Annotated in this window: 24 protein-coding genes and 1 riboswitch; of the genes, 12 read left to right on the top strand and 12 right to left on the bottom strand. The window is 74.6% G+C overall.

Features of this window, described 5'->3' with window-relative positions; genetic code table 11:
• Positions 1–66: 66 nt before the first annotated feature.
• A complete protein-coding gene (locus tag ACIGHB_RS09160; RefSeq protein ID WP_399910952.1) occupies positions 67–1,101 on the top strand; it encodes a LuxR C-terminal-related transcriptional regulator in 1,035 nt (344 codons plus the stop codon).
• 193 nt (positions 1,102–1,294) lie between these two features.
• Here the strand turns inward: ACIGHB_RS09160 and ACIGHB_RS09165 are convergent, their stop codons facing one another.
• Positions 1,295–2,410, bottom strand: a complete 1,116-nt coding sequence (locus ACIGHB_RS09165) for a glutamate--cysteine ligase (RefSeq protein ID WP_399910955.1) — start codon at positions 2,408–2,410, stop codon at positions 1,295–1,297.
• A 235-nt stretch (positions 2,411–2,645) separates the two neighbouring features.
• On the opposite strand from ACIGHB_RS09165, the gene ACIGHB_RS09170 reads away from it, so the two are divergent.
• The 3 genes from ACIGHB_RS09170 to ACIGHB_RS09180 all read left to right on the top strand — a co-directional run bounded on the left by ACIGHB_RS09170 (position 2,646) and on the right by ACIGHB_RS09180 (position 4,931).
• Positions 2,646–3,410 (top strand): hypothetical protein, encoded by a 765-nt coding sequence (locus ACIGHB_RS09170; RefSeq protein WP_399910957.1) that lies wholly within the window; start codon positions 2,646–2,648, stop codon positions 3,408–3,410.
• A complete protein-coding gene (locus ACIGHB_RS09175) occupies positions 3,374–3,901 on the top strand; it encodes a hypothetical protein (protein WP_399910960.1) in 528 nt (175 codons plus the stop codon). Before ACIGHB_RS09170 ends, ACIGHB_RS09175 begins: the two co-directional genes overlap by 37 nt.
• A gap of 133 nt (positions 3,902–4,034) precedes the next feature.
• Positions 4,035–4,931 carry an NAD(P)-dependent oxidoreductase gene (locus ACIGHB_RS09180; RefSeq protein WP_360307257.1) on the top strand — a complete coding sequence of 299 codons (897 nt, stop codon included), beginning with the start codon at positions 4,035–4,037 and terminating at the stop codon, positions 4,929–4,931.
• Between the two features lie 12 nt (positions 4,932–4,943).
• Here ACIGHB_RS09180 and ACIGHB_RS09185 read toward each other — a convergent pair whose 3' ends face one another.
• From ACIGHB_RS09185 to ACIGHB_RS09200, 4 genes are all read right to left on the bottom strand, one after another.
• Positions 4,944–5,453, bottom strand: coding sequence for an iron chaperone (locus ACIGHB_RS09185; protein WP_399910964.1), 510 nt, complete (start codon positions 5,451–5,453; stop codon positions 4,944–4,946).
• Positions 5,454–5,543: 90 nt separating this feature from the next.
• Entirely contained in the window at positions 5,544–5,813 is a 270-nt protein-coding gene (locus ACIGHB_RS09190; RefSeq protein WP_399910966.1) for a hypothetical protein, read from the bottom strand.
• Positions 5,814–5,835: 22 nt separating this feature from the next.
• A complete protein-coding gene (locus ACIGHB_RS09195; RefSeq protein WP_360307266.1) occupies positions 5,836–6,246 on the bottom strand; it encodes a VOC family protein in 411 nt (136 codons plus the stop codon).
• A 105-nt stretch (positions 6,247–6,351) separates the two neighbouring features.
• Positions 6,352–6,879 carry a hypothetical protein gene (locus ACIGHB_RS09200; RefSeq protein WP_360307269.1) on the bottom strand — a complete coding sequence of 176 codons (528 nt, stop codon included), beginning with the start codon at positions 6,877–6,879 and terminating at the stop codon, positions 6,352–6,354.
• Positions 6,880–7,075: 196 nt separating this feature from the next.
• On the opposite strand from ACIGHB_RS09200, the gene ACIGHB_RS09205 reads away from it, so the two are divergent.
• Positions 7,076–7,753, top strand: a complete 678-nt coding sequence (locus tag ACIGHB_RS09205; RefSeq protein WP_399910969.1) for a TetR/AcrR family transcriptional regulator — start codon at positions 7,076–7,078, stop codon at positions 7,751–7,753.
• Here the strand turns inward: ACIGHB_RS09205 and ACIGHB_RS09210 are convergent.
• Positions 7,750–9,123, bottom strand: coding sequence for a hypothetical protein (locus ACIGHB_RS09210; protein ID WP_399910974.1), 1,374 nt, complete (start codon positions 9,121–9,123; stop codon positions 7,750–7,752). The two genes, ACIGHB_RS09205 and ACIGHB_RS09210, sit on opposite strands and share 4 nt — an antisense overlap.
• A 199-nt stretch (positions 9,124–9,322) precedes the next feature.
• Here ACIGHB_RS09210 and ACIGHB_RS09215 point away from each other — a divergent pair, with 199 nt between their 5' ends.
• Complete coding sequence (locus tag ACIGHB_RS09215; protein ID WP_399911632.1) at positions 9,323–10,270, top strand: D-2-hydroxyacid dehydrogenase family protein; 948 nt, start codon at positions 9,323–9,325, stop codon at positions 10,268–10,270.
• 69 nt (positions 10,271–10,339) lie between these two features.
• On the opposite strand, the gene ACIGHB_RS09220 is transcribed toward ACIGHB_RS09215, so the two are convergent.
• Positions 10,340–10,696 carry a GntR family transcriptional regulator gene (locus ACIGHB_RS09220; protein ID WP_388876754.1) on the bottom strand — a complete coding sequence of 119 codons (357 nt, stop codon included), beginning with the start codon at positions 10,694–10,696 and terminating at the stop codon, positions 10,340–10,342.
• A gap of 2 nt (positions 10,697–10,698) precedes the next feature.
• A complete protein-coding gene (locus tag ACIGHB_RS09225; RefSeq protein WP_399910977.1) occupies positions 10,699–11,664 on the bottom strand; it encodes a DUF1648 domain-containing protein in 966 nt (321 codons plus the stop codon).
• Between the two features lie 163 nt (positions 11,665–11,827).
• Between ACIGHB_RS09225 and ACIGHB_RS09230 the strand changes: the two genes are divergently transcribed.
• On the top strand, positions 11,828–12,796 hold the full coding sequence (locus tag ACIGHB_RS09230) for a S8 family peptidase (protein ID WP_360307287.1): 969 nt from the start codon (positions 11,828–11,830) through the stop codon (positions 12,794–12,796).
• A 16-nt stretch (positions 12,797–12,812) separates the two neighbouring features.
• Here the strand turns inward: ACIGHB_RS09230 and ACIGHB_RS09235 are convergent, their stop codons facing one another.
• Both ACIGHB_RS09235 and ACIGHB_RS09240 read right to left on the bottom strand, forming a co-directional pair.
• Positions 12,813–13,688: an alpha/beta fold hydrolase gene (locus ACIGHB_RS09235; protein ID WP_399910980.1), complete on the bottom strand. Its 876-nt coding sequence runs from the start codon at positions 13,686–13,688 to the stop codon at positions 12,813–12,815.
• A 149-nt stretch (positions 13,689–13,837) separates the two neighbouring features.
• Positions 13,838–14,278, bottom strand: coding sequence for a MarR family transcriptional regulator (locus ACIGHB_RS09240; RefSeq protein ID WP_360307293.1), 441 nt, complete (start codon positions 14,276–14,278; stop codon positions 13,838–13,840).
• 92 nt (positions 14,279–14,370) lie between these two features.
• Here ACIGHB_RS09240 and ACIGHB_RS09245 point away from each other — a divergent pair, with 92 nt between their 5' ends.
• Together ACIGHB_RS09245 and ACIGHB_RS09250 are read left to right on the top strand one after the other, a co-directional pair.
• Positions 14,371–14,718, top strand: a complete 348-nt coding sequence (locus tag ACIGHB_RS09245) for a DoxX family protein (protein WP_399910983.1) — start codon at positions 14,371–14,373, stop codon at positions 14,716–14,718.
• 142 nt (positions 14,719–14,860) lie between these two features.
• Positions 14,861–16,480 carry an ABC-F family ATP-binding cassette domain-containing protein gene (locus ACIGHB_RS09250; RefSeq protein ID WP_399910986.1) on the top strand — a complete coding sequence of 540 codons (1,620 nt, stop codon included), beginning with the start codon at positions 14,861–14,863 and terminating at the stop codon, positions 16,478–16,480.
• A 4-nt stretch (positions 16,481–16,484) separates the two neighbouring features.
• Here the strand turns inward: ACIGHB_RS09250 and cobN are convergent, their stop codons facing one another.
• On the bottom strand, positions 16,485–20,108 hold the full coding sequence (gene cobN / locus ACIGHB_RS09255; RefSeq protein WP_399910989.1) for a cobaltochelatase subunit CobN: 3,624 nt from the start codon (positions 20,106–20,108) through the stop codon (positions 16,485–16,487).
• A gap of 36 nt (positions 20,109–20,144) precedes the next feature.
• Positions 20,145–20,282, bottom strand: a riboswitch (cobalamin riboswitch).
• Between the two features lie 79 nt (positions 20,283–20,361).
• On the opposite strand from cobN, the gene ACIGHB_RS09260 reads away from it, so the two are divergent.
• From ACIGHB_RS09260 to ACIGHB_RS09270, 3 genes are read left to right on the top strand one after another with little or no spacing between them, the layout of a single operon-like run.
• Complete coding sequence (locus ACIGHB_RS09260) at positions 20,362–21,687, top strand: cobalamin biosynthesis protein CobG (RefSeq protein WP_399910992.1); 1,326 nt, start codon at positions 20,362–20,364, stop codon at positions 21,685–21,687.
• 2 nt (positions 21,688–21,689) lie between these two features.
• Entirely contained in the window at positions 21,690–22,325 is a 636-nt protein-coding gene (locus ACIGHB_RS09265) for a precorrin-8X methylmutase (protein ID WP_399910995.1), read from the top strand.
• A 5-nt stretch (positions 22,326–22,330) separates the two neighbouring features.
• Positions 22,331–23,815, top strand: a complete 1,485-nt coding sequence (locus ACIGHB_RS09270) for a precorrin-2 C(20)-methyltransferase (RefSeq protein WP_360307336.1) — start codon at positions 22,331–22,333, stop codon at positions 23,813–23,815.
• 36 nt (positions 23,816–23,851) lie between these two features.
• Here the strand turns inward: ACIGHB_RS09270 and ACIGHB_RS09275 are convergent, their stop codons facing one another.
• A complete protein-coding gene (locus ACIGHB_RS09275) occupies positions 23,852–25,414 on the bottom strand; it encodes a serine hydrolase (RefSeq protein WP_399910997.1) in 1,563 nt (520 codons plus the stop codon).
• Positions 25,415–25,571: the final 157 nt, after the last annotated feature.

Consider the following 25,571-nt stretch of genomic DNA (forward strand, 5'->3'; position numbering starts at 1 on the left):
AGGTTGCGTGAAGGGATCGCAGGCATCAGGATCAGGCATTGCAGAAACATGAAGGGGGGAGAAGCAATGTGCTCCATACCTGATAACTCGGGCAAACCGCGCCAGGGGGAGGCGTCGACCGCGCCGCTCCACACCGGCGTGTGCCCGGAGGGTCTGGCGTTCTACGAAGCGGCGCTCACGGCCGGCTCGGCCCAGGGGGAGGCGCCCGCGTGTCTGACGGCGCTGGGGCTGATGATGCCCGCGCCGGACGCCGCCGACACCCTCGTACCCGTCCCCCCCGAGGTCGCGACGGCGGCCCTGGCCCACCCGGTGGAGCGGGCCATCATCGAGCAGCAGCAGGCGCTGAGCTCCATGCGGACCGTGATGGCGCAGGTGGAGAGCGTCTACCGGAGCACCCGCCGGGACACGTCCGTCGCCCTCCAGCGGCTGAACGGCCCCGCCGTCATCAGCGCCGCGCTGGAGGAGGCCGCGCAGTCCTGCAAGCGGGAGGTGCTGACCGCCCAGCCGGGCGGCGGGCGCCCCGCCGAGATCCTGGAGGAGGCGCTGCCGCGCGCCCTGGAGGCCCGCGACCGCGGGGTGGACCAGCGCACGCTGTACCAGCACACGGTGCGGGCCCACGGCCCGACGCTCGACTACATCAAGCGCGTCACGCAGGCGGGGGTCGAGGTGCGCACCATCGACGAGGTCTTCGAGCGGCTGATCATCTACGACCGCTCGCTGGCGTTCATCCCCGACAGCCAGGGCGCCCGCCACACGTCCGCCGTCATGATCCGGGACACCGCGGTCGTGCGCTACCTGGCGTCCGTTTTAGACCACGCGTGGGAGCGCGCCGAGCCGGTCACGTACCGCTCGGACCACCAGCGCCCGGAACTCCTCACGGAGGCGACGCGGCTCAACGTGCTGCGGCTGATGGTCGACGGCTACACGGACGCCGCCATCGCGACCCGGCTGGGCATGAGCTCGCGGACGGTCGCCGCGCACATCAAGAAGGCGTCGGACCTCCTCGGCAGCAACAGCCGCGCCCAGCTGGCGTACCTCACGGCCCGTGCGGGCCTCCTGGACCCGTCGTCCGCGGGCAGCCGCGCGGTGGAGGGCGCCTGACGGCTCCGACGCCCGGCCCTTCGACCGCGCCTCAGCCGCGCACGGACGTCACCGCCCGGCCTGGACGGTACGGCCGGTACGGCCGGTACGGCCGGTACGGCCGGTAGGCGGCGCCCCCTCCCGTCCGGCGTCCACGGCGGGGGCTCCGCCCGATCCCGGGCCACTACTACGGCCCTCTGGTCGCGGCCGACCGCTACTGACGTCCTCCCCCTCCGGTGGAGGTGGTGGTGGAGACGAGGTGGTCGACGACGTCGCCGAGGCTGCCGCGGCGGCGGTGGGCGGCGCGCTGGGCCTCGGACCGGCTGCCGTGGGCGCGCAGGCGCGTCCAGAGGGTGTGGACGAGTTCGGCGTCGCCGTGCCGGCGGAGCGCGGGCCCGAGGTGGGCGAGGAGCCGGTCGACCTGGGCGAGGGCGGGGGCCGGGCGGCCGGTGGCCAGGTCGACGGCGTCGCCGGCGAGGCCGTTGCGGGCCGCGTGCCAGCACGCGGCCCTGAGCGCCTCCGGCTGGGGGCGGGGCGCCGGTTCCCCGGCGTGGACGGCGGCGAGGGCGGTGGCGGCGAGGGCCCTGACGAGGCCCGCGAGGAGCACGGTGTCGTCCGTGGTGGCGGTGGCGTCGGCGGCGCGGATCTCCAGGGTGGGAACGTGGTGGGAGGGCCTGATGTCCCAGTACAGACCGCCGCGGTCCATGACGGTGCCGGTGGCGAGGAAACCCGCGACGAGGTCCTCGAAGTGGGCGGCCGACTCGAAGTAGGGCGGGGGGCCCGCGACCGGCCAGCGCCCCCAGGTGGTGGTGCGCCAGCTGGCGAAACCGGTGTCCCTCCCGGCCCAGTAGGGGGAGTTGGCGGTGAGGGCGATGACGAGGGGGATCCAGGGGCGGAGGTGGTTGCTGACCCGCAGGGCGGTGTCCAGGTCGGGGACGCCGATGTGGACGTGACAGGCACAGACGAGCTGCTCGTCGTCCAGCGCCCGGAACATGGCGGCGCTGCGGGCGTACCGTGCCCCCTCGCTCAGGGGCGGCGGGCCCGGCGGGGCGAGGACGGGGCTCCCGGTGGAGACGGCGCGCAGCCCCTGCCGCACCGCCGCCCGGGCGAGGGCCTCGCGGGTGGAGCGGAGCTGGTCGGCGAGGTCGGTCAGGCGGGTGTGGGGGTCGGTACGGGTCTCGACCTGGTAGCGCGTGAGCTCCGGCCCCACCCGGTCGCCGAGTTCCCGCGCGGCTTCGGCCACGACCTTCTCGGCGCCGGGGCTCAGCTCCCGGCTGACGGGGTCGACCAGGAGGAACTCCTCCTCGACCCCGACGACCAACGGCCCCACCCCCGCCCCGACACCCCGCCCCCGCGGCGCGACACCCCCGCGCCCACCACCCGGCCCGTACCCTTCACGCGTCATGGTGACGATGCTGTCACGCATGGTGACCCCCGACCAGAAGGCACCCCCCGCCACTCCCGACGTGATCCGCTCATATGGACCCCATGGTCCGGCAGGCCGTGGTAGGCACGTCGGGGCCCCTGTCGAGCGGGGCGGCTGTCGAACGGGAGCGGGGAGAGGGATGGACTCGGGGGCGTACGCGGCGAGGCTGGACGCGGTGGTGTCGTCGGACTCCCGGGAGCTGGACCGGGTGTGCGAGGAGGTCGCCGAGACGCTCCGGCGGGACGACGTGGAGCCGCCCTTCGACGTCAACTCCGCGGACTTCGCCACCGATCCGTATCTGATCTGCGCCGACCGCTACTGGCGGCTCCGCTTCCTGGAGCGACCCACCATCCTCACCGCCGCGGCCTGCGCGGCCTGGCTGGGCACGCGAGTGGCACGCGAGGCGCGGACCGAGGTGCTGGAGAAATGGGCGCTCGGGTACGCGTTCATCACCAAGGACAACGTCGAGTCCCCCCTCGAACTCTCCCGCGCCACCGAGGAGATCGTCTCCCGGGACGCACCCGCGGGCGACGTCGCCTACTTCGCCACGCTCTACCACGCGGGCAAACTGCGCTCGGACTTCCACTTCGACGAGCTCCACCAGTTCCTCGACGCCTCCCTGCTGGCGCTCGCCGCCGGCGCCCACCGGCAGTCGGCGCTCTTCATCGCCCTGCGGTCCTTCGCGGCCTTCGGCAGCCCGGCCATCACTGCCGAGCACGCCACCGGCCTGCTCGACCAGGCATGGCGCTCCGCCGACCGGACCCGGCACGTGGTCGATATCTGCCTGAACGGCCCCCCTTCGACGGTCACGGCGAGCTGCTGCGGGACCGTGCCACCGAAGCCGTACGCGACCACCCCGGCGACCACATGTTCCACTTCCGGCTCGCGACCGGCCTGCACATGACCGGCGACCACGACGCGGCGCTCGCAGAGGTCGACACGGCACTGCGGCTGCTGCCCGCCATCGGCAGCCGCGGGAGCCACAGGCTGCTCCAGGAGCAGTACCTCACCAAGCGCGAGGTCATCGCGGAGGGCAGGCTCCGTGCCGCGCTCGACGCCGACCACCGACGACGGCTGGCGGAGCAGGAGGAGCGGTACCAGGAGCGGTGGGCGCGTGCGGAGGAGGAGGCGCGGCGCCACAAGGAGGAGCTGGGGCAGGCGCTGCGGGAGAGCCAGGAGAGCGCCCGGGCCAACCACGTGCGGTCGGTGGAGCTCGTCGCGCTCTTCGCCTCCGTGATCGCCTTCGCCGTCGGCTCACTCCAGGTGACGCTGACCGGGGACTTCCCGCTGCGCGACCGGCTGCTGCTCATCGGGGCGTGGGGACTCGCCCATATGGGCTTCGCGCTCCTTGTGATCGGCGGGACGTGGCTGATCACCCGGCCGCGGAGGAGGTGACGGCTCTCGGAGGGGCCGGTCACACGCTCACAAGGACGGTGTGACGGGCGTCACCGTGTGGGGGTGGGGTGGGGTGTCACGGATCGGGGGGCTCGGCAACCTTTTCTGTAAAGCCATCAGGAGGGTGTCGATCATGAGGATCCTGCTTGCCGGTGCGACCGGTGCCATCGGGCGGCCGTTGACCCGGGCGCTGGTGCGGGACGGGCACGAGGTGCTGGCGCTGGCGCGTTCGGAGGGGGCGGCGGGCGTGGTGCGGGGGCTGGGGGCGGCGCCCGTGCGGGCGGACGCGCTCGACCGGGAGGGGCTGCTGCGGGCGCTGGACGGGCTGTCCGCCGACGCGGTGGTCCACCAGCTGACCGCGCTCAAGGCGCCGAAGCTGCGGCTCACCGCGGACGATCCGAGCAATGTGCTGCGGGAGCGCGGCACGGCGCACCTGCTGGAGGCGGCGGGCGTGCTCGGGGCGGCCCGGTTCGTCACCCAGTCGCTGGTCCTGGGGTACGGCTACCGCGACCACGGCACGCGGCCGGTCACCGAGGAGGACCCGTTCGGCGTCCGGACCGGGACGGTCGCGGACCATGTGATCACGGGTCTGGTCGAGGCGGAGGGCCGGGTGTTCGCCGCGGACCACGTGGCGGGTACGGCGCTGCGGTACGGCGTCTTCTACGGTCCCGGCACCTGGTTCGACCCGACGCCCGGCAGCCGCCCGTTCCCCGTCCCGATGGGCGGCGGCGGCACGATGTCCTGGGTCCACGTCGAGGACGCGGCCGAGGCGACGGTCGCGGCCCTCGCGCGGGGCCGGGCGGGCGAGGCGTACAACATCGTCGACGACCGGCCGTCGACCTGGGGCGAGCTGGCCGCCGCCCGCGGCTCCCGGCTCCGTCTGCCGGGCGGGCTGCTCCGGCTCGCCGTCCCCTACCTCGGCTCCCTCATGCTCGACACCCACCTCCGCGTCTCGCACGCGAAGGCCACCCGCGAGCTCTCCTGGACCCCCCGGTACGCGGACCACCGCGCCGGGATGCGGGCCGCGTGAGGCCCCTGCCGCTCAGGCGTCGCCCGCGGCCTTCTCGACGAGGGCCGCGATGCGGGCCTCGACGGCGGGGGTGAGGGTGGTGAGCGCGAAGGAGGTGGGCCACATGTCGCCGTCGTCGAGGGTGGCGGCGTCGTTGAAGCCGAGGGTGGCGTAGCGGGCCTTGAACTTGGCGGCGCTCTGGAAGAAGACGACGACCTTGCCGTCCCTGGCGTAGGCGGGCATGCCGTACCAGGTCTTGGCGGTGAGCCCGGGGGCGACCTTCTTGACCAGGGCGTGCACGCCCTCGGCCAGGACGCGGTCCTCGTCGGGCATCTCGGCGATCTTGGCGAGGAGGTCGGCCTCGCCGTCGGCCTTGGCGCGGGGTGAGCGGCCCTTGCCGGCCTTCAGCTCCTTCGCGCGCTCCTTCATCGCCTCCCGCTCGTCCTCCGTGAATCCGTCGTAGGACTTGGCGGTCGTGGCGGGCTTGGTGGTCTTGGTGGTTCCGGCGGTCTTGGTGGTCTTGGTGGTCTTGGTGGTGGCCATGGTCGTCACTCGTCCCCTCGTCGTGGCTTCTTCGCGGCTGCTTCGTGGCTTCTTCGCGGCTCGCCGTGGCTTCCCGCGGTGTTTTCCAGGCTAGGTTCCGGCGTTTCCGGACGCTTCTCCGAAACTGATCCCCCGGCCGGCGCGGAGCGCGGTGACGTAGGCGTGCGGAGTGGCGCCGTACGCCCGGGTGAACGTGCGGTGCAGGGTCTCCGCGGTGAGGCCCGCCGACCGGGCCAGGGCCGGTACGTCGAGCGGGCGGGTGTACTCGCGGCCGATGCGGTCACGGATCCTGCGCAGGTCCTTCAGCGCCCGGAGGCGTATCGCCTCGGTCCGGGCCGCGGCCCATGCGGGCTGGCACATGTCGGTCCCCCCGTCCTGGTGTTCAGCCGAGTTCCTGGATGCGGATCAGGTTGCCGGCCGGGTCGCGGAAGGCGCAGTCGCGGACGCCGTACGGCTGGCGGGTCGGCTCCTGGACGACCTCGGTGTCTCCGGCGGAGACCTTCGCGAAGACGGCGTCGAGGTCCGGCGTGGCGAGGAGGATCCAGCCGTACGTGCCCTTGGCCATCATCTCGGTGATGGTGCGGCGCTCGTCCTCGGTGATGCCCGGGTCGACGGCCGGCGGGGCGAGGAGGATCGAGGTGCCGGGCTGTCCCGCGGGTCCGACGGCGATCCAGCGCATCTTCCCCTGGCCGACGTCGCTGCGGACCTCGAAGCCGAGGACGTCGCGGAAGAAGGCGAGGGAGGCGTCGGGGTCCTCGTGCGGGAGGACGGTGGTGTGGATGGTGATGTCCATGTGGATCACGCTAGTTGGCGGGGTGCGGGTCCGCTTCTCGAATCCTGACCGGAGTCGGGCGCGAACCGGGGGGCCTGAGTCCGAGCCGAGTCGGGCGGGCCGGGGTCAGATGAGGGTGACCGCCGTGACGGCGAGCGCGGAGCCGGCGAAGACGAACGCGTGCCGCACGTTCTGCAGCGTGCGGGTCCAGGCCGGGAAGGCGCCCTCGGCGGCCTTGAGGAAGGCGGGGACGTCGATCCGGACCAGCTCGGGGTCGCCCTTGCGGCGGAAGGCGGCGGTGACGGACTTCGCGGCGCCGAGCTGGCTGTGCAGGATCGCGATGTTCGCGAGGAAGGCGATCGAGGAGAAGACCCAGGTCAGCGTGGTGCCCCAGGAGTTGCCCGCCAGGTTGAGCGCGGCGACGGCGAGGTTGACGGCGGCGAAGGAGCCGGGGGCCCACCACTCGTGGCCGCTCGCGTCGAAGCGGAGCCCGTTCTCCTCCAGGACCTCGGGGCGGACGCCCTGCCGCCGCAGTTCGGTGACGGCGGCGGCCTTGGCGGCGGGGCCGAAGCGGTGACGCAGGAGGGGGATGCTCAGGAAGGCGAGGGCGACGGCGATCTGGGCGACGGCGGCGATGACGGCGGGCGTGTTCATGGGGTCCTCGGTCTCTGCTCCAGGGCCACTTGCACTTTGTTCAAGTGGCGACACCAGAACCATAGGGGCGGAGTTGAACTAAGTGCAAGAGTGTTCTTGAACTAAGTACAGGGCGACGGGCACCACATGCCGGGTGCTTGCGTCCCGCCCCCTTGAACTAAGTGCAATCCCCGCCCCGGTGACCTATCGTGAAGCCATGCCCCGCCCCGCCCTCACCCGCGACCAGATCGTCACCACCGCCGTCGAACTCCTCGACGAGGACGGCCTGGAAGGACTCAACATGCGCGCCCTCGGGCAGCGCCTGAACTCCGCCGCCACCGCCGTCTACTGGCACGTCAAGAACAAGGACGACCTGGTCGCCCTCGCCGGCGACCGCGTCTGGGCGGAGATCCGGCTGCCCGACCTCGCCGCCGTCGACTGGCGCACCGCCGCCACCGCCATGGCCGACGACCTGTACGCCGTGTTCACCCGCCACCCGTGGCTCGTGCAGGCCCTCGCCACCCACCTCTTCCACGGCGAGGCCAAGGCCCGGCACGACGACCACACCCTCGCCGTCTACGAGGCGGCGGGCTTCACCGGCGGCGCGGCCGACCGGGCGGCAGGCGCCGTGTTCACGTACGTCCTCGGCAACGCGGCCGGCGCCTCCGCCACCGCCGCCCTCACCCGCAAGATCCAGCGGGAGGGCCGCGACCCCGAGGAGGTCTTCGCCGCGACCATGAAGGAGGCCGCCGAGGCCGCCGCCGGGTTCCCCCGCCTCATGAGCCGTATCGAGGCCATGGACACGGCCGCCGCCGCGTACGCCGAGGCGCCCGACGACACCTTCGCGTTCGGGCTCTCCGCGCTCCTCGACGGCCTCGCCGCCCGGCTCCCCTAGGCGTCCCCGGCCCGGCCCGGGGCCGGGCCCCGCTTCTCCCCGGCCTCGACTCCGTCCCCGCCCCCGCCCCCCTCTCCGTCCCCTCCCTCCGCCGCGACGTCCGTCGCCGCCAGGAAGTCCGTCACCGCCAGGGCGAAGAGGAGGGCCAGGGCCAGGCCGATCACGACCCAGCCGGTCGGGTGCGGCCACAGGACGAAGGCGAGCGCGGCGCCCGCCACCAGGATCCACACGATCCAGAGCCGGAAGCGGTGGACGAAGCCGCCGACGGGGCCCAGCCGCATCCCCGCCCGGTCCGCCGTCGAGCGGGTGGCGGCGATGCCCGAGCGCCACAGCCCCCGGACCAGGACGGCCGGGCGGCTCGGCCCGGACAGCCACGCGGCCAGCGCGACGAGCACGCCGAGGACCGCGCAGACCCGGACCGAGGTGCGGAGGAAGCGGATCAGGGTGTCGTAGACCGTGCCGGCCGCCGCCGGGGAGACCGAGGCGGGCAACGCGTTGAGGTAGACCGTACGGAAGACGGTCAGGGCGATCCCGAGGACCAGGGCCGCCACCGCGAAGCCCAGGGCCGCGGCGACCAGCGCCCGGCGCCTGCGCACGGCGAGCAGCACACCGCCGGCCACGCACAGCACCGCGATCACGGGCAGCCACAGGCCCAGCGACTGGAGCAGCGCGAAACCGGTCTTGGCCTTCCCGATGTCGTCGGAGCGCAGCACCGTGAAGTCCGTGTGGATCTCGGGGATGTTGGAGGCGACCGTGAGGCCGCCGTCGACGAGACGTTCCTTCACCCGCTCGATGACGGGCGCCAGGTCGATCGTCACGCTGTCCGTCTCGATCTTCACCGCCCCGTCCTCGTCGCCGGTCAGGGCCCGGTCGAGGGAGGTGTGGATGGCGCGGTTGGCGTCGGTCCAGATCGTCTCGAAGGCGGGGGAGGCGACGACGTCCTGCGCCCGGTCGTGGACGAAGCTGGAGAGCGCGCTCTCCAGCGAGCCGCCGAGCTTCCCCAGCGCCTTCTCGACCAGCGGCCGCTGGTCGGGGGCCACTCCTTCGAGGAGCGCCGGGAGGTCGACGTGCTCCATCACGGCGCCGGTCACCCGGTTCGCGACCGCCGCCTGCACGTCCGGGTCGGAGGCGAGCGGGGTCACGGTCTGCACGTACCGGTCGGTGTCGCCGAGGAGGTCCGCGGTCCAGGCGGCGACCAGGCCCAGCGGCACGAGGACGCAGCCGATGACGACGAGGAGCCCGGAGAAGAAGGACCGGAGGCGGTGGTGTTCCCGCCGTGGCGCGGCCCCCGCGGACGACGCCTCCAGGGCCGCGACCCGCGCCCGCAGCGTGGTGAGTTCGTCGTCGGTCCCGCCTCCTGGTGCTCCCATGGGGCCAATGTGGCCGCGGGGCCGGAGGTCGGCGCGCCGGGCGGGGCCGGACGGGTGAGTGCGCCGGGGCTCGCCGTACGCGCTCACGATCGGCGATCATGCCCGTATGACCGCGTCCGTTCCGCCCTCTCCGCAGACCCCCGCCCCTTCCACGGCGTCTTCCACGGCGACTTCCCCGGCCGCTCTGCCGCGCTGTGCCGTGCTCGACGACTACCAGGGCGCCGCCCTGTCCTCCGCCGACTGGAGTCCGCTCCGCGGGCGGGTGGAGGTACGGGTGCTGCGCGAGCACCTGACGGACCGGGACGCCCTGGTCGCCGCCGTCGGCGACTGCGAGATCCTGGTCGTCATGCGGGAGCGGACCCCGCTGGACGCCGCCCTGCTCGCACGGCTCCCCCGGCTGCGGCTGGTCGTCACCTCGGGGATGCGGAACGCCTCGATCGACCTGGCGGCCTGCCGGGAGCGCGGGATCACCGTCTGCGGCACGGCCAGCGGTTCCGAGCCTCCCGCCGAGCTCACCTGGGCGCTGATCCTGGGGCTCGTCCGGCACGTCACGACCGAGGCGCGGGCGGTGCGCGAGGGCGGCCCCTGGCAGTCCACGGTCGGCGGCGACCTGGCCGGCCGCACCCTGGGCCTGCTGGGCCTGGGGAAGATCGGCGCCCGGGTCGCGGCCGTGGGCCGCGCCTTCGGCATGGACGTCCTCGCCTGGAGCCCGAACCTGACGGAGGAGCGGGTCGCCGCGCACGGCGGGGGCGTCCGGCTGGCGAAGGACAAGGCCGAGCTGTTCGCCGCGAGCGACGTGGTCTCGCTGCACCTGGTGCTCTCCGACCGCACCCGGGCCATCGTCGGCGAGCCGGAGCTGCGGGCGATGCGGCCTTCCGCGTACCTGGTGAACACCTCGCGGGCCGGGCTCGTGGACGGTACGGCGCTGCTGCGGGCGCTGCGCGAGCGCTGGTTCGCGGGGGCCGGGCTCGACGTGTACGAGACCGAGCCGCTGCCGGCCGGCGACCCGCTGCGTACCCTCCCGAACGTCCTCGCGCTCCCCCACCTCGGGTACGTCTCCGAGGCGAACTACGGCCGCTACTTCGGGCAGGCGGTGGAGGACGTGGAGGCGTACCTGGCGGGTGCGCCGGTCCGCGTGTTGGGGTAGCGGCCGACAGAGCGGCGGCTCCTGAAGCGGCCCCAGGAGCGGCCGCTGACGGCGCGGCCCCTCCTGCGGCTACTGGAGGCCCGCGCGGGCCAGGTCGAGGAACTCCTCGTCGGTGAGGCCCAGTTCGCGGGCCTCGGCGGCGGCCTCGCGGAGCCGGGTGACGAGGCGGGCGCGGTCGGGGGCGGTGGCGCCGGGGACGATGAGGGCGCCGCGGCCGCGCCGGAGTTCGATGAGGCCCTCCTCGCGGAGCCGCTGGTAGCCGCGGAGGACGGTGTGGACGTTGACGCCGAGGGAGTCGGCGAGTTCCCGGGCGGCCGGGAGCCGCTCGCCGGGCACGGCGGTGCCGTCGGCGAGGGCGCCCCGGACGCAGGCGGCGATCTGGTCGCCGAGCGGGGCGGAGGAGGCGGGGTCGACACGGAAGAGCACGGTCAGAGCCTTCCACGGCGTTCGACGAGGGTGTTGAGGAGGGCGGCGGCGGTCCGGGCGTCGGGCACGGTGACGGCGAACTCGCGTCCGTTCCCGCGCCGGACCACCAGGGCCTCGCCGGAGCGGAGGATCACCCCGCTGCGGCCCGCGCGGACCCGGTAGCCCCAGCCGCCGAACTCGCGGAGCGCGGCGACGTCCCGGGACTCGGCGCCGGTGATGTCGGCGAGCGGCAGGTGGACGCGGGGGCGGGGGGTGAGCGTCGAGCGGACGGTGAGGCCGTGCCGGTCGACGTTGACGCGGACGCGGGCGAGGGCCAGGCCGGGGAGGCCGATGAGGACGCCGAGCGGGAGCAGCGGCCAGGGTCCGAGGAGCGCGGCGACGGCGCCGGCGGCGAGGAGGAGCAGGCCGAGCGCGGTGAGCGGGGCGGAGGCGGTGGCGCGGGACCAGCCGGCGACCTCGCCGGCGCCGAGGTCGAGCCGGGGCGCGTCCGGGTCGGGGCGGCCCGAGCCGTCGGGGCGCTCCTCCGGCACGAGCCGGGAGAGGGCGTGTCCGGCGAGGGCGAGGACGGCTCCGGCGCCGGCCGCGACGGCCAGGCGGGAGAGCGGCGAGACGACCCGGGCGGGGTCGGTCGCGTCGAGGTTGTCGCCGACGACGAGGCAGAGCAGCGTGCCGAGCAGGCCGGCGGTCAGCCAGGCGCCCCACAGCGCGTTCCGGTGGACGAAGGCGGCCCAGCCGGCGCCGAGGGCGAGCAGCAGCGCCGTGCCGGCGAGGGCGAAGGCGGTCCGGCCGGTGTAGCCGTCGGCCTGGCCTCCGGTGGAGAAGTGGGTGGCGAGCGGGTCGGGCAGCCGGTCGGACCAGACGGCGAGCAGCGGCAGGTAGACAGCGACGGCGAGCAGGAACGGGAGCGCGGCGAGGGCGCGGAGCCGGGCCGGGGCGCGGAGTGCGGCGGAGAGCGGAGCAGTGGTCATGAAAACCTCCCTTGTTCGCACTCTACTAGAACAATGCGATTCACGGACAGCCCTCGGGCCCGGTCCCGCTCCGGATGCGGACCCGAACGGCCGGTTGTTGAATCGGGCATATTAGTGACACATGCGACACATGCTGACGTATGCCGTCGATTGGGGAGTCTTCATGCGCCGTCGGTCCGCCGCCGCCTTCACCGCCCTCGCCGCCCTCACCGCCGCCCTCGCCACCGGCTGCGGCAGCGACGACGAGCCCGACCCGCTGCGGAGCCAGCAGTGGGCCCTCGACGCGCTGAAGCTGCCCGACGCCTGGAACACGACCAAGGGCGACGACACGGTCATCGCCGTCGTCGACACCGGTGTGGACCCCGGCCACCCGGACCTCAAGGGGCGGCTCGTGGACGGCTACGACTTCGTGGACGGCGACGACGACCCGAAGGACCTCAACGGGCACGGCACCCATGTCTCCGGGATCGCCGCCGCCCACACCGACAACGGCCTGGGGATCGCGGGCGGCGCGCGCGGGGCCAAGATCATGCCGGTACGGGTGCTGGGCGCCGACGGCAGCGGCAGCGACGCGAACATCACCAAGGGGATCGTCTGGGCCGCCCAGCACGGCGCCGACGTCATCAACCTCTCCCTCGGCGAGTCCGGCCTGATGGCCCGGCTGCTCAAGGGCGGCGTGCTCAACGACGCGATCTCGGTGGCCAACAGCAAGGGGGCGGTCGTGGTCGCCGCGGCCGGCAACGACGCGACCGTGCTCCAGCCCTACGAGGTGGACACCCCGGTCCTCGTGGTCAACGCCGCCGACGCGAACGGGCAGCCGGCGACGTTCACCAACTTCGGCGCGCAGAACGCGGTGGCGGCGCCCGGCGTGGACATCCTCTCCACCCTGCCGACCTACACGGCGAAGGAGACCCTGAAGAACACCACCGGGTACGGGAAGCTCTCCGGCACCTCGATGGCCTCGCCGTACGTCTCCGCCGTGGCCGCCCTCCTGCACCAGCAGGGCCTGAGCCCGACCGAGATCATGCGGACGATCCGGGACACGGCGGTGAACCCGGCGAACAACCTGAAGCTGGGGCTCGGCAACGTGGACGCGGCCGCCGCCGTGAAGGCGGCGGCCGGCGGCACGTGACCGCGCCCCGCCGGGGTCAGCCCTCCAGGACCGTCCGCAGGGCCTTCGCGAACTCCTCCGGCGCCCCGTGCTGTCCGAACTCGCCGCCCAGGAAGCCTCCGTGGTGGCTGGGGAAGACGGCGATCGGGGTGCCGAGGCGGTCGGCGAGCGCGGCGGCGGCGCGGGCAGCGAGCTCCTGCCGGGACTCCTCGCCCGCGGCGACGACGATCCGGGTGGTGCCGGCCGCGGCCTTGAGGGCCTCGGTGTCGGGGACGTAGGAGGTGCAGCCGCGCATGTTCCGGCCGAGGAGCGGGTCGTCGCGACGGCCGTCGTCCTCGGCGGGCAGGCCGAAGGTCTCCGGCGGCGGGACCGGCAGGCCGGCCCAGTCCGCCGGGACGGGGCCCTGGTGGCCGGTGAGCGCGATGAACTTGGCCATGCCGGCGCCCCAGCCGTCCCGCTGGTAGGTGGCGTGGACGTCCGCGCAGGCGGCCAGGGCCTCGGCGCCGTCGGGGACGAGTCCGGCGACGGGCGGCTCGTGGGCGACGAGCGTGTGCACGAGCTCGGGGCGACGGGCCACCAGGGCCAGCGCGTTGACGGCGCCGCCGCTGCTGGCGAAGACGTCGACCGGGCCCGCGGCCAGGTCCTCGATCAGCCGGGCCAGGTCGTCGGCGTGGTCCTCCGGCCGGATCTCCAGCGGGGTGTCCGCGGCGGTCTCGCTGCGGCCGACGCCGCGCGGGTCGTAGGTGACGACGGTGCGGTCGGTGAAGCGGGAGGCGAGCGAGGTGAATCCGGTCGCGTCCATGGGGGAGCCGATGAGCAGCAGCGGGCGCGGGTCCGCGCCGGTGCCGGGGCGGACGTCGTAGCGCAGGGTCGCGCCGGTGGTCTCCAGGGTGCGGGTGGTGGGCTCGGTCATCGTTCTCTCCTCCGTGGGTGCTCTCACGGGGGTAGACGGCGTCCGGGGGGAGAACTCATCGCCGGCGGGGCGGCGTTCTCGTGTCTCTTCGCTACTCGCGTCTCTTCGCTGCTCGCCGCACTCGTGGGCGGCGTTCTCGCGTCTCTTCGCTACTCGCCGCACTCGTGGGCGGCGGGGTCGACCACGACGCGGTCCAGGAGGCCGCGGAGCAGGGTCTTCTCGGTCTCGGTCAGATCGGCGAAGAGCTCGCGCTCGGCCTCGCCGACGGCCTGGTCGATGCGGTCGAGCGCGGCGGCGCCGGCCGGGGTGATCTCGACGATGTGCCGGCGCCGGTCGGCCGGGTCGCGGCGGCGCTCGGCCAGCCCCTCGGACTCCAGCTCGTTGAGGATCGCGACCAGTTGGCTGGGGTCGACCTCCATCGCGGCGGCGAGCTCGCGCTGGCTCATCGGCGCGGGGGCGAGCCGCATGAGGGTCATCGCGTTGCGCGGGTGCAGCCCGGCGACACCGAGGGCGGAGCGGATGCGCGCGCTCGTCAGCTCGCCCCGGAAGGAGAGGAGGAAACCGAGCCGGTCGGTCGGGTGCGCTGCCATGCCGTCCACCGTAGCAACAAGTCTATTGTGGAGCGAGGTCAATCGTTGTTACTCTTCAATGGTTTTCATGATTCGACCATTGGAGTACGACCATGTTCATCGGTTACGCCGTCCTCGCCGTCCTGCTCGCCCTCGTCACGACGGCCTCCGCCGTCCTGACCTTCACGCGCAACCCGGCGGTGACGGGGAGCATGACGAAGCTCGGGGTGCCCGACAGTCGGCTGCCATGGCTCGCCGCGGCGAAGGGGGCGGGCGCGCTCGGCCTGCTCGCCGGGCTCGTGGTCCCGGCGCTCGGCGTGGCCGCGGCCGTGGGTCTCGTCCTCTACTTCGCCGGCGCGGTCGTCACCCACCTGCGGGCGAAGGACTACGAGTTGGCGCCGGCGCTGGTCCTGACGGTCCTGCCGGCGATCGCGCTGGGCTTGCGCATAGCCAGCGTCTGACCCCTCCGACACCCCACACAGCGAGACGAGACGATCCGTCTTGCCATCGCGCTCCGCATGCCGTACCGTCGGGCACATCGCGAAAGCGAGACGGTGCGTCTCGCGACTCGTGCCGACGTCCCCTACGGTCAGGAGACCGCCCTTGTTCCGTGCCCAACTCACCGAGGTCACCAAGCGCTACGACGACCGGTACGTCCACCACCGGACCGTCCTCGACCGCGTCTCCCTCACCGTCCGACCCGGCGAGCGCCTCGGCGTCGTCGGAGACAACGGCTCCGGGAAGTCCACCCTGCTCCGGCTCCTCGCCGGCCTCGAAAGCGCCGACAACGGCACCGTGGCCGTCGACGCCCCCGGCGGCCTCGGCCATCTCGCCCAGACCCTCGACCTCCCCGCGACCGCGACCGTCGGCGACGCCGTCGACCACGCGCTCGCCGAGATCCGGGAGCTGGAGCGCGAGATCCGCGAGGCGGAGGCCGCCCTCACCCCCGCCGGACTCGACCGGTACGCCGCACTGCTCGCCGCCCACGAGGCACGCGGCGGCGCCGGGGCCGAGCGCCGCGTGGCGACCGTCCTCCGCAGGCTCGGCGAGACCGCGCCGCTCGACCGCCGCCGGCCGCTGGGCACGCTCTCCGGCGGGCAGCGGGCCCGGCTCGCGCTGGCCGGCGTCCTCGCCGCCGACCCCGAGCTGCTGCTGCTCGACGAGCCGACCAACGACCTCGACGACGAGGCCGTGGCCTGGCTGGAGGAGCGGCTGCGCACCCACCGGGGCACCGTCGTGGCCGTCTCCCACGACCGCGCCTTCCTCGACCGGGTCGCCACCTCCGTCCTGGAGGTCGACGAGGACCGGCACACGCTGCGCCGCTACGGCGACGGCTACGCCGGCTACCTCGCCGGGCGCGCCGCCGAACGGGCCCGCCGGGTCCGCGAACACGAGGAGTGGAAGGACGAGCTGGCCCGCCACCGGACCCTCGCGGACAGCAACATCGACCGCTTCTCGGCCATCCCGCGCAAGGCCCCCGCCGCCTTCAGCGGGGCGGGCGCCTTTCGGGCCCGCTCACGGGCGCACGGGGCGATGAGCAGGATCCGCGCCGCCCGCGAGCGGCTCGCCCGGCTCACCGAGCACCCGGTGCCGCCGCCGCCCGAGCCGCTGCGCTTCCGCGCGGACCTGGCGGAAGCGGGCGAGGGCGCGGCCGTCGAACTGACCGGGGCCGGGGTCCACGGGCGCCTCGCGCCCGTCACCCTGCGCCTGGAGCCGGGCGAGCGGCTGCTCGTCACCGGGCCCAACGGCGCCGGGAAGACCACGCTCCTCAGGGTCCTGGCGGGCGAGCTCGCCCCGGACGCGGGCACCGTGAGGGCGCCGCGCCGGACCGGGCTGCTCCGCCAGGACACGGCCTCGCCCACCGACCCCCGTACGGTCGGCGAAGCCTTCGGCGAGGGCCGCGAGGACGAACTGCTCTCCCTCGGGCTCTTCGCCGCCCGGGACCTGAGCACCCCGGTACGCCTGCTGTCGGTGGGCCAGCGCCGCAAGCTGGAACTGGCCCGGCTGGTGACGGCCCCGGCCGACCTGCTCCTCCTCGACGAGCCGACCAACCACCTGGCCCCGGGCCTCGTGGAGGAGATCGAGGCCGCGCTCGCCGCCTACCGGGGCACCCTGGTGATCGTCAGCCACGACCGCCGGCTCCGGCAGGGCTTCCCGGGCCGGCGCCTCGAACTGGCCCCGGCCCGCACCCTCGTGACGAGCCGGTCGTCCCTGACGAGCTGACGGGCTAGTCGTCGCCCTCGGTGCCCTCCAGGTCGCCCTCCGTCTCCAGGAACACCTGGCGCAGGGCGGCCAGGGTCTCCGGGTCCGGCTTCTCCCACATGCCGCGCGACTCGGCCTCCAGGAGGCGCTCCGCGATGCCGTGCAGGGCCCAGGGGTTGGCCTCCTTGAGGAACGCCTGGTTCGTCTCGTCGAGGACGTACTCCTGGGTGAGCTTGTCGTACATCCAGTCGGCGACGACACCGGTCGTGGCGTCGTAGCCGAAGAGGTAGTCGACGGTCGCCGCCAGCTCGAAGGCGCCCTTGTAGCCGTGGCGGCGCATCGCCTCGATCCAGCGCGGGTTGACCACCCGGGCGCGGAAGACCCGGGAGGTCTCCTCCACCAGGGTCCGGGTGCGGACGGTCTCCGGCCGGGTCGAGTCACCGATGTACGCCTCGGGGGCGGTGCCGCGCAGCGCGCGGACGGTCGCCACCATGCCGCCGTGGTACTGGAAGTAGTCGTCCGAGTCGGCGATGTCGTGCTCGCGGGTGTCGGTGTTCTTCGCCGCCACCGCGATCCGCTTGTACGCGGTCTCCATCTCGGCGCGCGCCGGGCGCCCTTCGAGCCCGCGCCCGTACGCGTACCCGCCCCACACCGTGTACACCTCGGCGAGGTCGGCGTCGGTGCGCCAGTCCCGCGAGTCGATCAGCTGGAGGATGCCGGCGCCGTAGGTGCCGGGCCGGGAGCCGAAGATGCGGGTGGTGGCCCGGCGTTCGTCGCCGTGCTCGGCGAGGTCGGCCTGGGCGTGGGCCCGCACATAGTTGTCCGAGGCCGGCTCGTCGAGCCCCGCGACGAGCCGGACGGCGTCGTCGAGAAGGCCGATGACGTGCGGGAACGCGTCCCGGAAGAAGCCCGAGATGCGCAGGGTGACGTCGACGCGCGGGCGGCCCAGCTCCGCCACCGGGATCGGCTCCAGGCCGTTGACGCGGCGGGACGCCTCGTCCCACAGCGGGCGGACGCCGAGCAGGGCCAGCGCCTCGGCGACGTCGTCGCCCGCGGTGCGCATGGCGCTGGTGCCCCACAGGGAGAGACCGACCGAGGTGGGCCACTCGCCGTTGTCGGCGCGGTACCGCTCCAGGAGGGAGTCGGCGAGCGCCTGGCCGGTCTCCCAGGCGAGCCGGGACGGCACGGCCTTCGGGTCGACGGAGTAGAAGTTCCGGCCGGTCGGCAGCACGTTGACCAGGCCGCGCAGCGGCGAGCCTGACGGCCCGGCCGGCACGAAGCCGCCGTTCAGGGCGTGGACGGCGTGGCCCAGCTCGTCGGTGGTGGCGGCGAGGCGCGGCACGACCTGCTCGCAGGCGAAGCGGAGCACCGCCTGGACCTCGGGGCCGTGGTCGCCGGCGACCGCCGGGACCGCGTCGGCGGACCAGCCGGCCGCCTCCATCGCCTCGACCAGCGCGCGGGCCTTCGCCTCCGCCTCGTCGGCGGTCGTGCGGGTCGCGGCCGACTCGTCCAGGCCCAGGGCCTCGCGCAGACCGGGCAGCGCCTGCGTACCGCCCCAGATCTGGCGGGCGCGGAGGATGGAGAGGACCAGGTTGACCCGGGCCTCGCCCTCCGGGGCGCCGCCGAGGACGTGCAGGCCGTCCCGGATCTGGGCGTCCTTGACCTCGCACAGCCAGCCGTCGACGTGCAGCAGGAAGTCGTCGAAGCCGTCGTCCTCCGGGCGCTCCTCCATGCCGAGGTCGTGGTCGAGCTTGGCGGCCTGGATCAGGGTCCAGATCTGGGCGCGGATCGCGGGCAGCTTCGCCGGGTCCATGGAGGAGATCTGCGCGTACTCGTCGAGCAGCTGCTCCAGGCGCGCGATGTCGCCGTACGAGTCGGCGCGGGCCATCGGCGGCACGAGGTGGTCGACGAGGGTGGCGTGGACGCGCCGCTTGGCCTGGGTGCCCTCGCCGGGGTCGTTGACGAGGAACGGGTAGACCAGCGGCAGGTCGCCGAGGGCCGCGTCGGGGCCGCAGGCGGCGGAGAGGCCGGCGTTCTTGCCGGGCAGCCACTCCAGGTTGCCGTGCTTGCCCAGATGGACCATGGCGTCGGCGCCGAAGCCGCCGTCCTCGGCGCGGGCCGCGATCCAGCGGTAGGCGGCGAGGTAGTGGTGGGACGGCGGGAGATCCGGATCGTGGTAGATCGCGATCGGGTTCTCGCCGAAGCCGCGCGGCGGCTGGATGAGGACGAGGAGGTTCCCGCGCCGCAGCGCGGCGAGGACGATGTCGCCCTCCGGGTTCCGGGACCGGTCGAGGAACATCTCGCCGGGCGCCGGACCCCAGTGCTCCTCGACCCGCTCGCGCAGCTCGGCCGGGAGTCCGGCGTACCAGCGCTGGTAGTCGGCGGCCGGGATGCGGACCGGGTTCTTCGCCAGCTGCTCCTCGGTGAGCCACTCCTGGTCGTGGCCGCCGGCCTCGATCAGGGCGTAGATCAGCTCGTCGCCGTCGCCGGAGACGAGGCCGGGCAGCTCCGCCTCGGGCCCGAAGTCGTACCCCTCGGCGATCAGCCGGCGCAGCAGGGCGATCGCGGAGGCGGGGGTGTCGAGGCCGACGGCGTTGCCGATGCGGGAGTGCTTGGTCGGGTACGCGGAGAGGACGAGCGCCAGCTTCTTCTCGGCGTTCGGGATGTGCCGCAGGCGGGCGTGGCGGACGGCGATGCCGGCCACGCGGGCGGCGCGCTCGGCGTCGGCGACGTAGGCGGGCAGGCCGTCGGCGTCGATCTCCTTGAAGGAGAACGGCACGGTGATGAGCCGGCCGTCGAACTCGGGGACGGCGACCTGGCTGGCCGCGTCCAGCGGCGACAGGCCCTCGTCGTTCTCCTCCCAGTTCGCCCGCGAGCCGGTCAGGCACAGGGCCTGGAGCACCGGCACGTCGAGCGCGGCGAGCGCGCCCGCGTCCCACGCCTCCTCGTCTCCGCCGGCCTGCGCGGCGGCGGGCTTGGTGCCGCCGGCGGCGAGGACGGTGGTGACGATCGCGTCGGCGCCGCGCAGCACGGCGAGCAGCTCCTCCTCGGGGGCGCGCAGCGAGGCCACGTACAGCGGGAGGGCGCGGCCGCCCGCGTCCTCGATCGCGTCGCAGAGGGCGCCGACGAAGGCGGTGTTCCCGCTCATGTGGTGGGCGCGGTAGTAGAGCACGGCGACCGTCGGGCCCTCGGCGGAGCGGGCGGGGCGCTCCAGCGGGCCCCAGGTGGGGGCGGCGGCCGGGGCCTCGAAGCCGTGGCCGGTGAGCAGCACGGTGTCGGAGAGGAAGCGGGCCAGCTGCGCCAGGTTGGCGGGGCCGCCGTGGGCGAGGTAGGCGTGGGCCTCGGTGGCGACGCCGACGGGCACGGTGGAGGCGGCCATCAGCTGGGCGTCGGGCGCCTGTTCGCCGCTGAGCACGACGACCGGCTTTCCGGCGGCGAGGACCGCGTCGAGCCCTTCCTGCCAGGAGCGGACGCCGCCGAGGAGGCGGACGACGACGAGTTCGGCGCCGTCGAGCAGGCCGGGGAGGTCGTCGAGCGGGAGCCGGGAGGGGTTGGCGAAGCGGTACGGGACCGGGCCCTCGGGCGCGGCGGCGTTCGCCGCGCGGGCACTGAGCAGGTCGGTGTCGGAGTGCGACAGCAGCAGGAGCATGGCGAGGCTCAGGCCCTTCCTCGGGGTTGTCCGCGCCCCGGGTCATGGTGGATGGCGGGAGTTCCTGACTCACCCGGGGCCGTCGCCGGCTCGGGCTCACAGTGGCGGGACCGCGCCGGATTCTCACCGGGCTTCCTCCCCGGGGTCCTGGGACCCCATGCCGATCTGCATAGTAGATCGTGACGTCGGCGGGCCTAAGAGAGCCGGAGAGTCGGCCGGATCACACTCGGTGGCCGTCCGGTTTCCCGTGGGTATGCTCGCCGCCATGCCGCCGACCCCACCCAGCCCGCCCGAAGCGGGCGAACCTCGCATACGGGACCGAGGCGACGCGTGCCCGGGGGCGCTCCGGCTGCACGCCGCAGCCGACGGTTTCCTCGCCCGACTCCGCCTCCCCGCCGGACGGTTGACGCCACGTCAGCTCATGGCTCTGGCCGACGCGGCCGAGGAACTCGGCGACGGCGGCCTCTCGATCACCTCGCGCGGCAACGCCGAGCTGCGCGGTCTGGCCGAGGGCTGCGGCGGCCGGCTCGCCGCGCTCCTCGACGACGCGGTTCTGCTGCCCTCCCGCACCCACGAGCGGGTCCGGAACATCGTCGCCTCCCCCGCCTCGGGGCTCGACGGACTCGGCCACGCCGACGCGCAGTTGTGGGCCCGGGCCCTGGACGCGGCGCTCTGCGCGGAACCCCGCGCGGCGGCCCTCTCCGGCCGTTTCCTCTTCGTCCTCGACGACGGGCGCGGCGACGTCACCGGCCTCGGCGGCGATGTGAGCTTGGTCGCAGCACCGCACGGCGCCACGCTCCTGACGGCGGGCTCCACGGCCTTCCGGCTGACCCCCGCCGACGCCCCCGCCGCGCAGAACCCCACCACGGACCCCGCCGCCTCCGGCGTCCCCGCCGCCAGCCACGCCTCCTCCGCCTCCGCCTCCCGCGCCGCCACCGCCGCGCTCGCCTGCGCCCTCGCCTTCCTCGACGCCGCCGACGCCGCCGGCACCGGCGCCTGGCGCCCGCGCGAGCTCCCGCCCGGGCACGTCCCGGAGTGGGCCGGCGCCCTCGCCCGCGCGGGGATCACCGCGGAGCCCGTACCCCTGTCTTCCTCTCCTTCGGGGCCGCCGCCCGCGCCCGGGACGCTCGGCGACCGCGCCCTGCACGTCCTCGCCCCGCTCGGCCGGCTGACCGCCGGCGGGCTGCGGGCGCTCGGCGAGGGCGGGGACGAGGTGCGGCTCACCCCGTGGCGCGGGGCGGTCGTCGTGGGAGCGACGGCGGACCGGCTCCCCGCGCTCGCCGCCCTCGGCCTGATCACCGGCCCCGCCGACCCCCGCACCGGCGTCACCGCCTGCACCGGCACCCCCGGCTGCGCCAAGTCCCTCGCCGACGTGCGGGCGGACGCGGCGCGCGCGCCCGGCGGGCCGCTGCCCGTGCACTACTCCGGCTGCGAGCGCCGCTGCGGACACCCGCACGGCGTCCGGATCGAGGTCACCGCCCGGGACTCCGGCACCTACCTCCTGGACGGCGCCCCCGTCCCCCGTACCGCCCTGGCCGAAGCCGTCGCGGCGGCCCGTACGAGATCGAATGAGAGCTGAGGATGTACGAGTACGAGAAAGACGGCGCCGAGATCTACCGCCGCTCCTTCGCCACGATCCGCGCCGAGGCGGACCTGGGCGCCCTGCCCGCCGACGTCGCGACGGTCGCCGTCCGCATGATCCACGCCTGCGGCATGACCGACCTCGTCCGGGACATCGCGTACTCCCCCGCGGTCGTCTCCCGCGCCCGCGCCGCCCTCCAGGCCGGCGCCCCCATCCTCTGCGACGCCCAGATGGTCGCCTCCGGCGTCACCCGCAAGCGGCTGCCCGCGGACAACGAGGTGCTCTGCGCGCTCTCCGACCCGGCCGTCCCCGCCCTCGCCGCCGAGCTGGGCACCACCCGCTCCGCCGCCGCCCTCGAACTCTGGCGGGACCGCCTCGAAGGCTCCGTCGTCGCCATCGGCAACGCCCCCACCGCCCTCTTCCACCTCCTGGAGATGATCGCGAAGGGCGCGCCGAGGCCCGCCGCCGTCCTCGGCATCCCCGTCGGCTTCATCGGCGCCGCCGAGTCCAAGGACGCCCTCGCCGCCAACGACCTCGGCCTGGACTACCTGGTGGTCCGCGGCCGGCGCGGCGGCAGCGCCATCACCGCCGCCGCCCTCAACGCCCTCGCGCACGAACCGGAGATCCAGCAGTGACCGTCATGAAGGGCAAGCTGTACGGGGTCGGCCTCGGCCCCGGCGACCCGGACCTCCTCACCCTCGCCGCCGTGAAGGCCATCGCCGAGGCCGACGTGATCGCCTACCACTCGGCCCGCCACGGCCGGTCGATCGCGCGCTCCATCGCCGCGCCCCACCTGCGCGAGGACCACGTCGAGGAGCGGCTCATGTACCCGCTCACCGTCGAGACCACCGACCACCCCGGCGGCTACCGGGGCGCCCTCGACGACTTCTACGAGGAGGCCGCGGCCCGGCTCGCCGCCCACCTCGACGCGGGCCGCACGGTCGCCGTCCTCGCCGAGGGCGACCCGCTCTTCTACGGCTCCTACCAGCACATGCACAAGCGGCTCGCCCACCGCTACGACACCACCGTCATCCCCGGCGTCACCTCCGTCAGCGCCGCCGCCGCCCGGCTCGGCGAGCCGCTGTGCGAGGCCGAGGAGGTCCTCACGATCGTCCCCGGCACCCTGCCCGAGGACGAGCTGACGGCCCGCCTCGCCGGCACCGACTCGGCGGTCGTCATGAAGCTCGGCCGCACCTTCCCCGCCGTCCGGCGCGCCCTGGAGCGGGCGGGCCGCCTGGACGACGCCCGCTATGTGGAGCGGGCGTTCATGGCGGGCGAGCGGACCGAACGGCTCGCCGACGTGGACCCCGGGTCGGTCCCGTACTTCTCGGTCGCCGTCCTGCCCTCCCGCATCGACCAGGCGCCCCCCGTACGGGAACGGGGCGAGGTCACCGTCGTCGGCACCGGCCCGGCCGGCGCGCCCTGGCTGACCCCCGAGTCGCGCGGCGCGCTCGTCAACGCCGACGTGCTCGTCGGCTACACCACCTACCTCGACCGGGTCCCGGTCCTGCGCCCCGGCCAGATCCGGCACGGATCCGACAACAAGGTCGAGTCCGAGCGCGCCGAGTTCGCCCTCGACCTGGCCCGCCGCGGCCACAAGGTCGCGGTCGTCTCCGGCGGCGACCCCGGCGTCTTCGCCATGGCCACCGCCGTCCTGGAGGTCGCCTGCGAGCCGGCGTACGCGGACGTCCCCGTACGGGTCCTCCCGGGCGTGACCGCCGCCAACGCCGCCGCCGCCGCGGCCGGCGCGCCCCTCGGCCACGACTACGCGACGATCTCGCTGTCCGACCGGCTCAAGCCCTGGGAGGTCATCGCGGCCCGCCTGCGCGCCGCCGCCGAGGCCGACCTCGTCCTCGCCCTCTACAACCCCGGCTCCAGGTCCCGCACCCACCAGGTCGCCGCGGCCCGCGACCTCCTCCTGGAGGTCCGCTCGCCCGACACGCCCGTCGTCGTCGCCCGTGACGTCGGCGGCCCCGAGCAGTCGGTGCGGGTGGTCACCCTGAAGACCCTGGAACCCTCCGAGGTCGACATGCGGACCCTGCTGCTCGTCGGCTCCTCGCAGACGAGGGCGGTCGAGCGGGGCGACGGGCGGACGATCGCCTGGACGCCGAGGCGGTACGGCTGAGGGGCTCCGCTCCCGCCGCGGTACGGCTGAGGGCCCCTAACCCGCCCGGGTGAAGGTCCCGAGTCCTTCGCCGTCCAGGTACTCGACGGTGAAGGACTCCCCGTCCTCGGCGAAGGTGACGCCGGTGCGTCCGACGGCGTTCTCGCCGCGCGTCTCGAAGCTGAACACGTCGCCGTCGTAAGGGGTGAGGCGGTACGTCTGGGGCTCCGGCCCCAGACGGAGGACCAGCCCGCCGTCCTCCTCCGCCACCTGCGCGCGGCCGTAGTAGTCGTTCGTGTACGTGCCCGTGTAGGCGTCCGCGTCCTTCGCGGGCGCGGCGCCGGCCGGCGGGCGGGCGTAGTCGGTCTCCGACCGGCCCGCCTCCTCCTGCTGCTGGTACACCGCGTCGACCAGCGGGATCCAGTCGCGGCTGACCTTCCCGGTCTCGGCGATGTCGAAGAAGTCGAGCGCGACGGCGTCGGCGACGCCGACCGGGGAGGTGTTGGTGAGGACGACGATGCCGAGCTTCTCGCCGGGCAGCATCGTCACGTTGGTGTGCGCGCCCTCGGCGAAGGCACCCGTGTGGGAGAGGCGGAGCCGGCCGGCGTCGTCGTAACTCACGTTCCAGCCGAGGCCGTAGAAGCCGGTGCGGGCGGCGGGGGCGCGGGGCGGGGAGGAGACGGCCTCGGGCCAGTGGGTGCGCTCCAGGGCCGCCGCGTCGATGATCCGCTCGCCGTCGAGTTCGCCGTTCGCGAGCTGGAGCCGGAGCCAGACGGACATGTCGCGGGCGGTGGAGCTGACGCCGCCGGCCGGGGACTGCGCGTCCGGGTCCCGGACGAACTCCGGCTTCCACTCGCCGCCGGCCTTCACATGGCCCCAGGCCCGGTCGTCTGCCTTCTCGAAGTCCTCGAAGCGGGAGCTGGTCGCGTCCATGCCCGCCGGTTCGTAGAGGACGTCCTCGGACAGCTTCTCCCAGGGCACCCCCTTCTCGTCGGCGACGGCCTGCGCGGCCGCCGTCAGGCCGAAGTTGGTGTAGGCGTAGCTCGCGCGGAACGGCGCCAGGGGCTCGTACCGCAGGTGGGACAGGATGTACTCGCGGTCGTAGCCGAGGTCTTCGAGCAGGTCGCCGGCGTGGTCCGGCAGCCCGCTGCGGTGCGAGAAGAGGTCCGCGACGGTGACGTGGTCGGTGACCCACGGGTCCTTGAGGCGGAAGTCCGGCACGTGCGGCGCGACCGGCCGCGACCAGCCCTCGACGCCCACGGCTCCGGCGACGACGGTCGAGGCGATCGGCTTGGAGACGGAGGCCAGTTGGAAGACGGTGTCGGCGTCGACGGCGGCGCTCTCGCCCGCCTTCCGCACGCCGTACCCCTTCAGGTGCAGCACCTTCCCGTCGTGGACGACGGCGACGGCCACGCCCGGCACGCCGGTGCGCTTCATGGCCGCCTCGACCACCCCGTCCAGCCGGTCGACGGCCCGCCGCACCTCGGCGGCGTCGAGCTCGGGCGGGGGCTGGTTCGGCGGGGGCGTGGGGGCTGGCGTGGGGCTGGGGCTCGGCCCGAGCGCGGTGGCGCCGAGCAGCGCCGCGAGCCCCGTCGCGACAAGCCAGCGAGCGGTAGCCATGCCTCCATTGAACGCCGGATGGCAGGGGCTGTCGCGCGGGGCGGACGGGGGGCGGACGGGGGGGGCGGGGGCGGGGGCTGGGGCGTACGCGCGGGGCGGGCGCTCGGGAAGCGCGCGGGGCGGGCGCTCGGGCAGGGCCCGGGGCGTACGCGCGGGC

Source organism: Streptomyces sp. NPDC085460 (assembly GCF_044541975.1).
Lineage (GTDB): Bacteria > Actinomycetota > Actinomycetes > Streptomycetales > Streptomycetaceae > Streptomyces.

Excerpts from the sequence above, each read along its gene's own strand:
- ACIGHB_RS09160 (WP_399910952.1), top strand. The coding sequence starts at position 67 with ATGTGCTCCATACCTGATAACTCGGGCAAACCGCGCCAGGGGGAGGCG.
- ACIGHB_RS09170 (WP_399910957.1), top strand. The coding sequence starts at position 2,646 with ATGGACTCGGGGGCGTACGCGGCGAGGCTGGACGCGGTGGTGTCGTCG.
- ACIGHB_RS09175 (WP_399910960.1), top strand. The coding sequence starts at position 3,374 with ATGTTCCACTTCCGGCTCGCGACCGGCCTGCACATGACCGGCGACCAC.
- ACIGHB_RS09180 (WP_360307257.1), top strand. The coding sequence starts at position 4,035 with ATGAGGATCCTGCTTGCCGGTGCGACCGGTGCCATCGGGCGGCCGTTG.
- ACIGHB_RS09185 (WP_399910964.1), bottom strand. The coding sequence starts at position 5,453 with ATGGCCACCACCAAGACCACCAAGACCACCAAGACCGCCGGAACCACC.
- ACIGHB_RS09190 (WP_399910966.1), bottom strand. The coding sequence starts at position 5,813 with ATGTGCCAGCCCGCATGGGCCGCGGCCCGGACCGAGGCGATACGCCTC.
- ACIGHB_RS09195 (WP_360307266.1), bottom strand. The coding sequence starts at position 6,246 with ATGGACATCACCATCCACACCACCGTCCTCCCGCACGAGGACCCCGAC.
- ACIGHB_RS09200 (WP_360307269.1), bottom strand. The coding sequence starts at position 6,879 with ATGAACACGCCCGCCGTCATCGCCGCCGTCGCCCAGATCGCCGTCGCC.
- ACIGHB_RS09205 (WP_399910969.1), top strand. The coding sequence starts at position 7,076 with ATGCCCCGCCCCGCCCTCACCCGCGACCAGATCGTCACCACCGCCGTC.
- ACIGHB_RS09210 (WP_399910974.1), bottom strand. The coding sequence starts at position 9,123 with ATGGGAGCACCAGGAGGCGGGACCGACGACGAACTCACCACGCTGCGG.
- ACIGHB_RS09225 (WP_399910977.1), bottom strand. The coding sequence starts at position 11,664 with ATGACCACTGCTCCGCTCTCCGCCGCACTCCGCGCCCCGGCCCGGCTC.
- ACIGHB_RS09230 (WP_360307287.1), top strand. The coding sequence starts at position 11,828 with ATGCGCCGTCGGTCCGCCGCCGCCTTCACCGCCCTCGCCGCCCTCACC.
- ACIGHB_RS09235 (WP_399910980.1), bottom strand. The coding sequence starts at position 13,688 with ATGACCGAGCCCACCACCCGCACCCTGGAGACCACCGGCGCGACCCTG.
- ACIGHB_RS09240 (WP_360307293.1), bottom strand. The coding sequence starts at position 14,278 with ATGGCAGCGCACCCGACCGACCGGCTCGGTTTCCTCCTCTCCTTCCGG.
- ACIGHB_RS09245 (WP_399910983.1), top strand. The coding sequence starts at position 14,371 with ATGTTCATCGGTTACGCCGTCCTCGCCGTCCTGCTCGCCCTCGTCACG.
- cobN (WP_399910989.1), bottom strand. The coding sequence starts at position 20,108 with ATGCTCCTGCTGCTGTCGCACTCCGACACCGACCTGCTCAGTGCCCGC.
- ACIGHB_RS09260 (WP_399910992.1), top strand. The coding sequence starts at position 20,362 with ATGCTCGCCGCCATGCCGCCGACCCCACCCAGCCCGCCCGAAGCGGGC.
- ACIGHB_RS09265 (WP_399910995.1), top strand. The coding sequence starts at position 21,690 with ATGTACGAGTACGAGAAAGACGGCGCCGAGATCTACCGCCGCTCCTTC.
- ACIGHB_RS09270 (WP_360307336.1), top strand. The coding sequence starts at position 22,331 with ATGAAGGGCAAGCTGTACGGGGTCGGCCTCGGCCCCGGCGACCCGGAC.
- ACIGHB_RS09275 (WP_399910997.1), bottom strand. The coding sequence starts at position 25,414 with ATGGCTACCGCTCGCTGGCTTGTCGCGACGGGGCTCGCGGCGCTGCTC.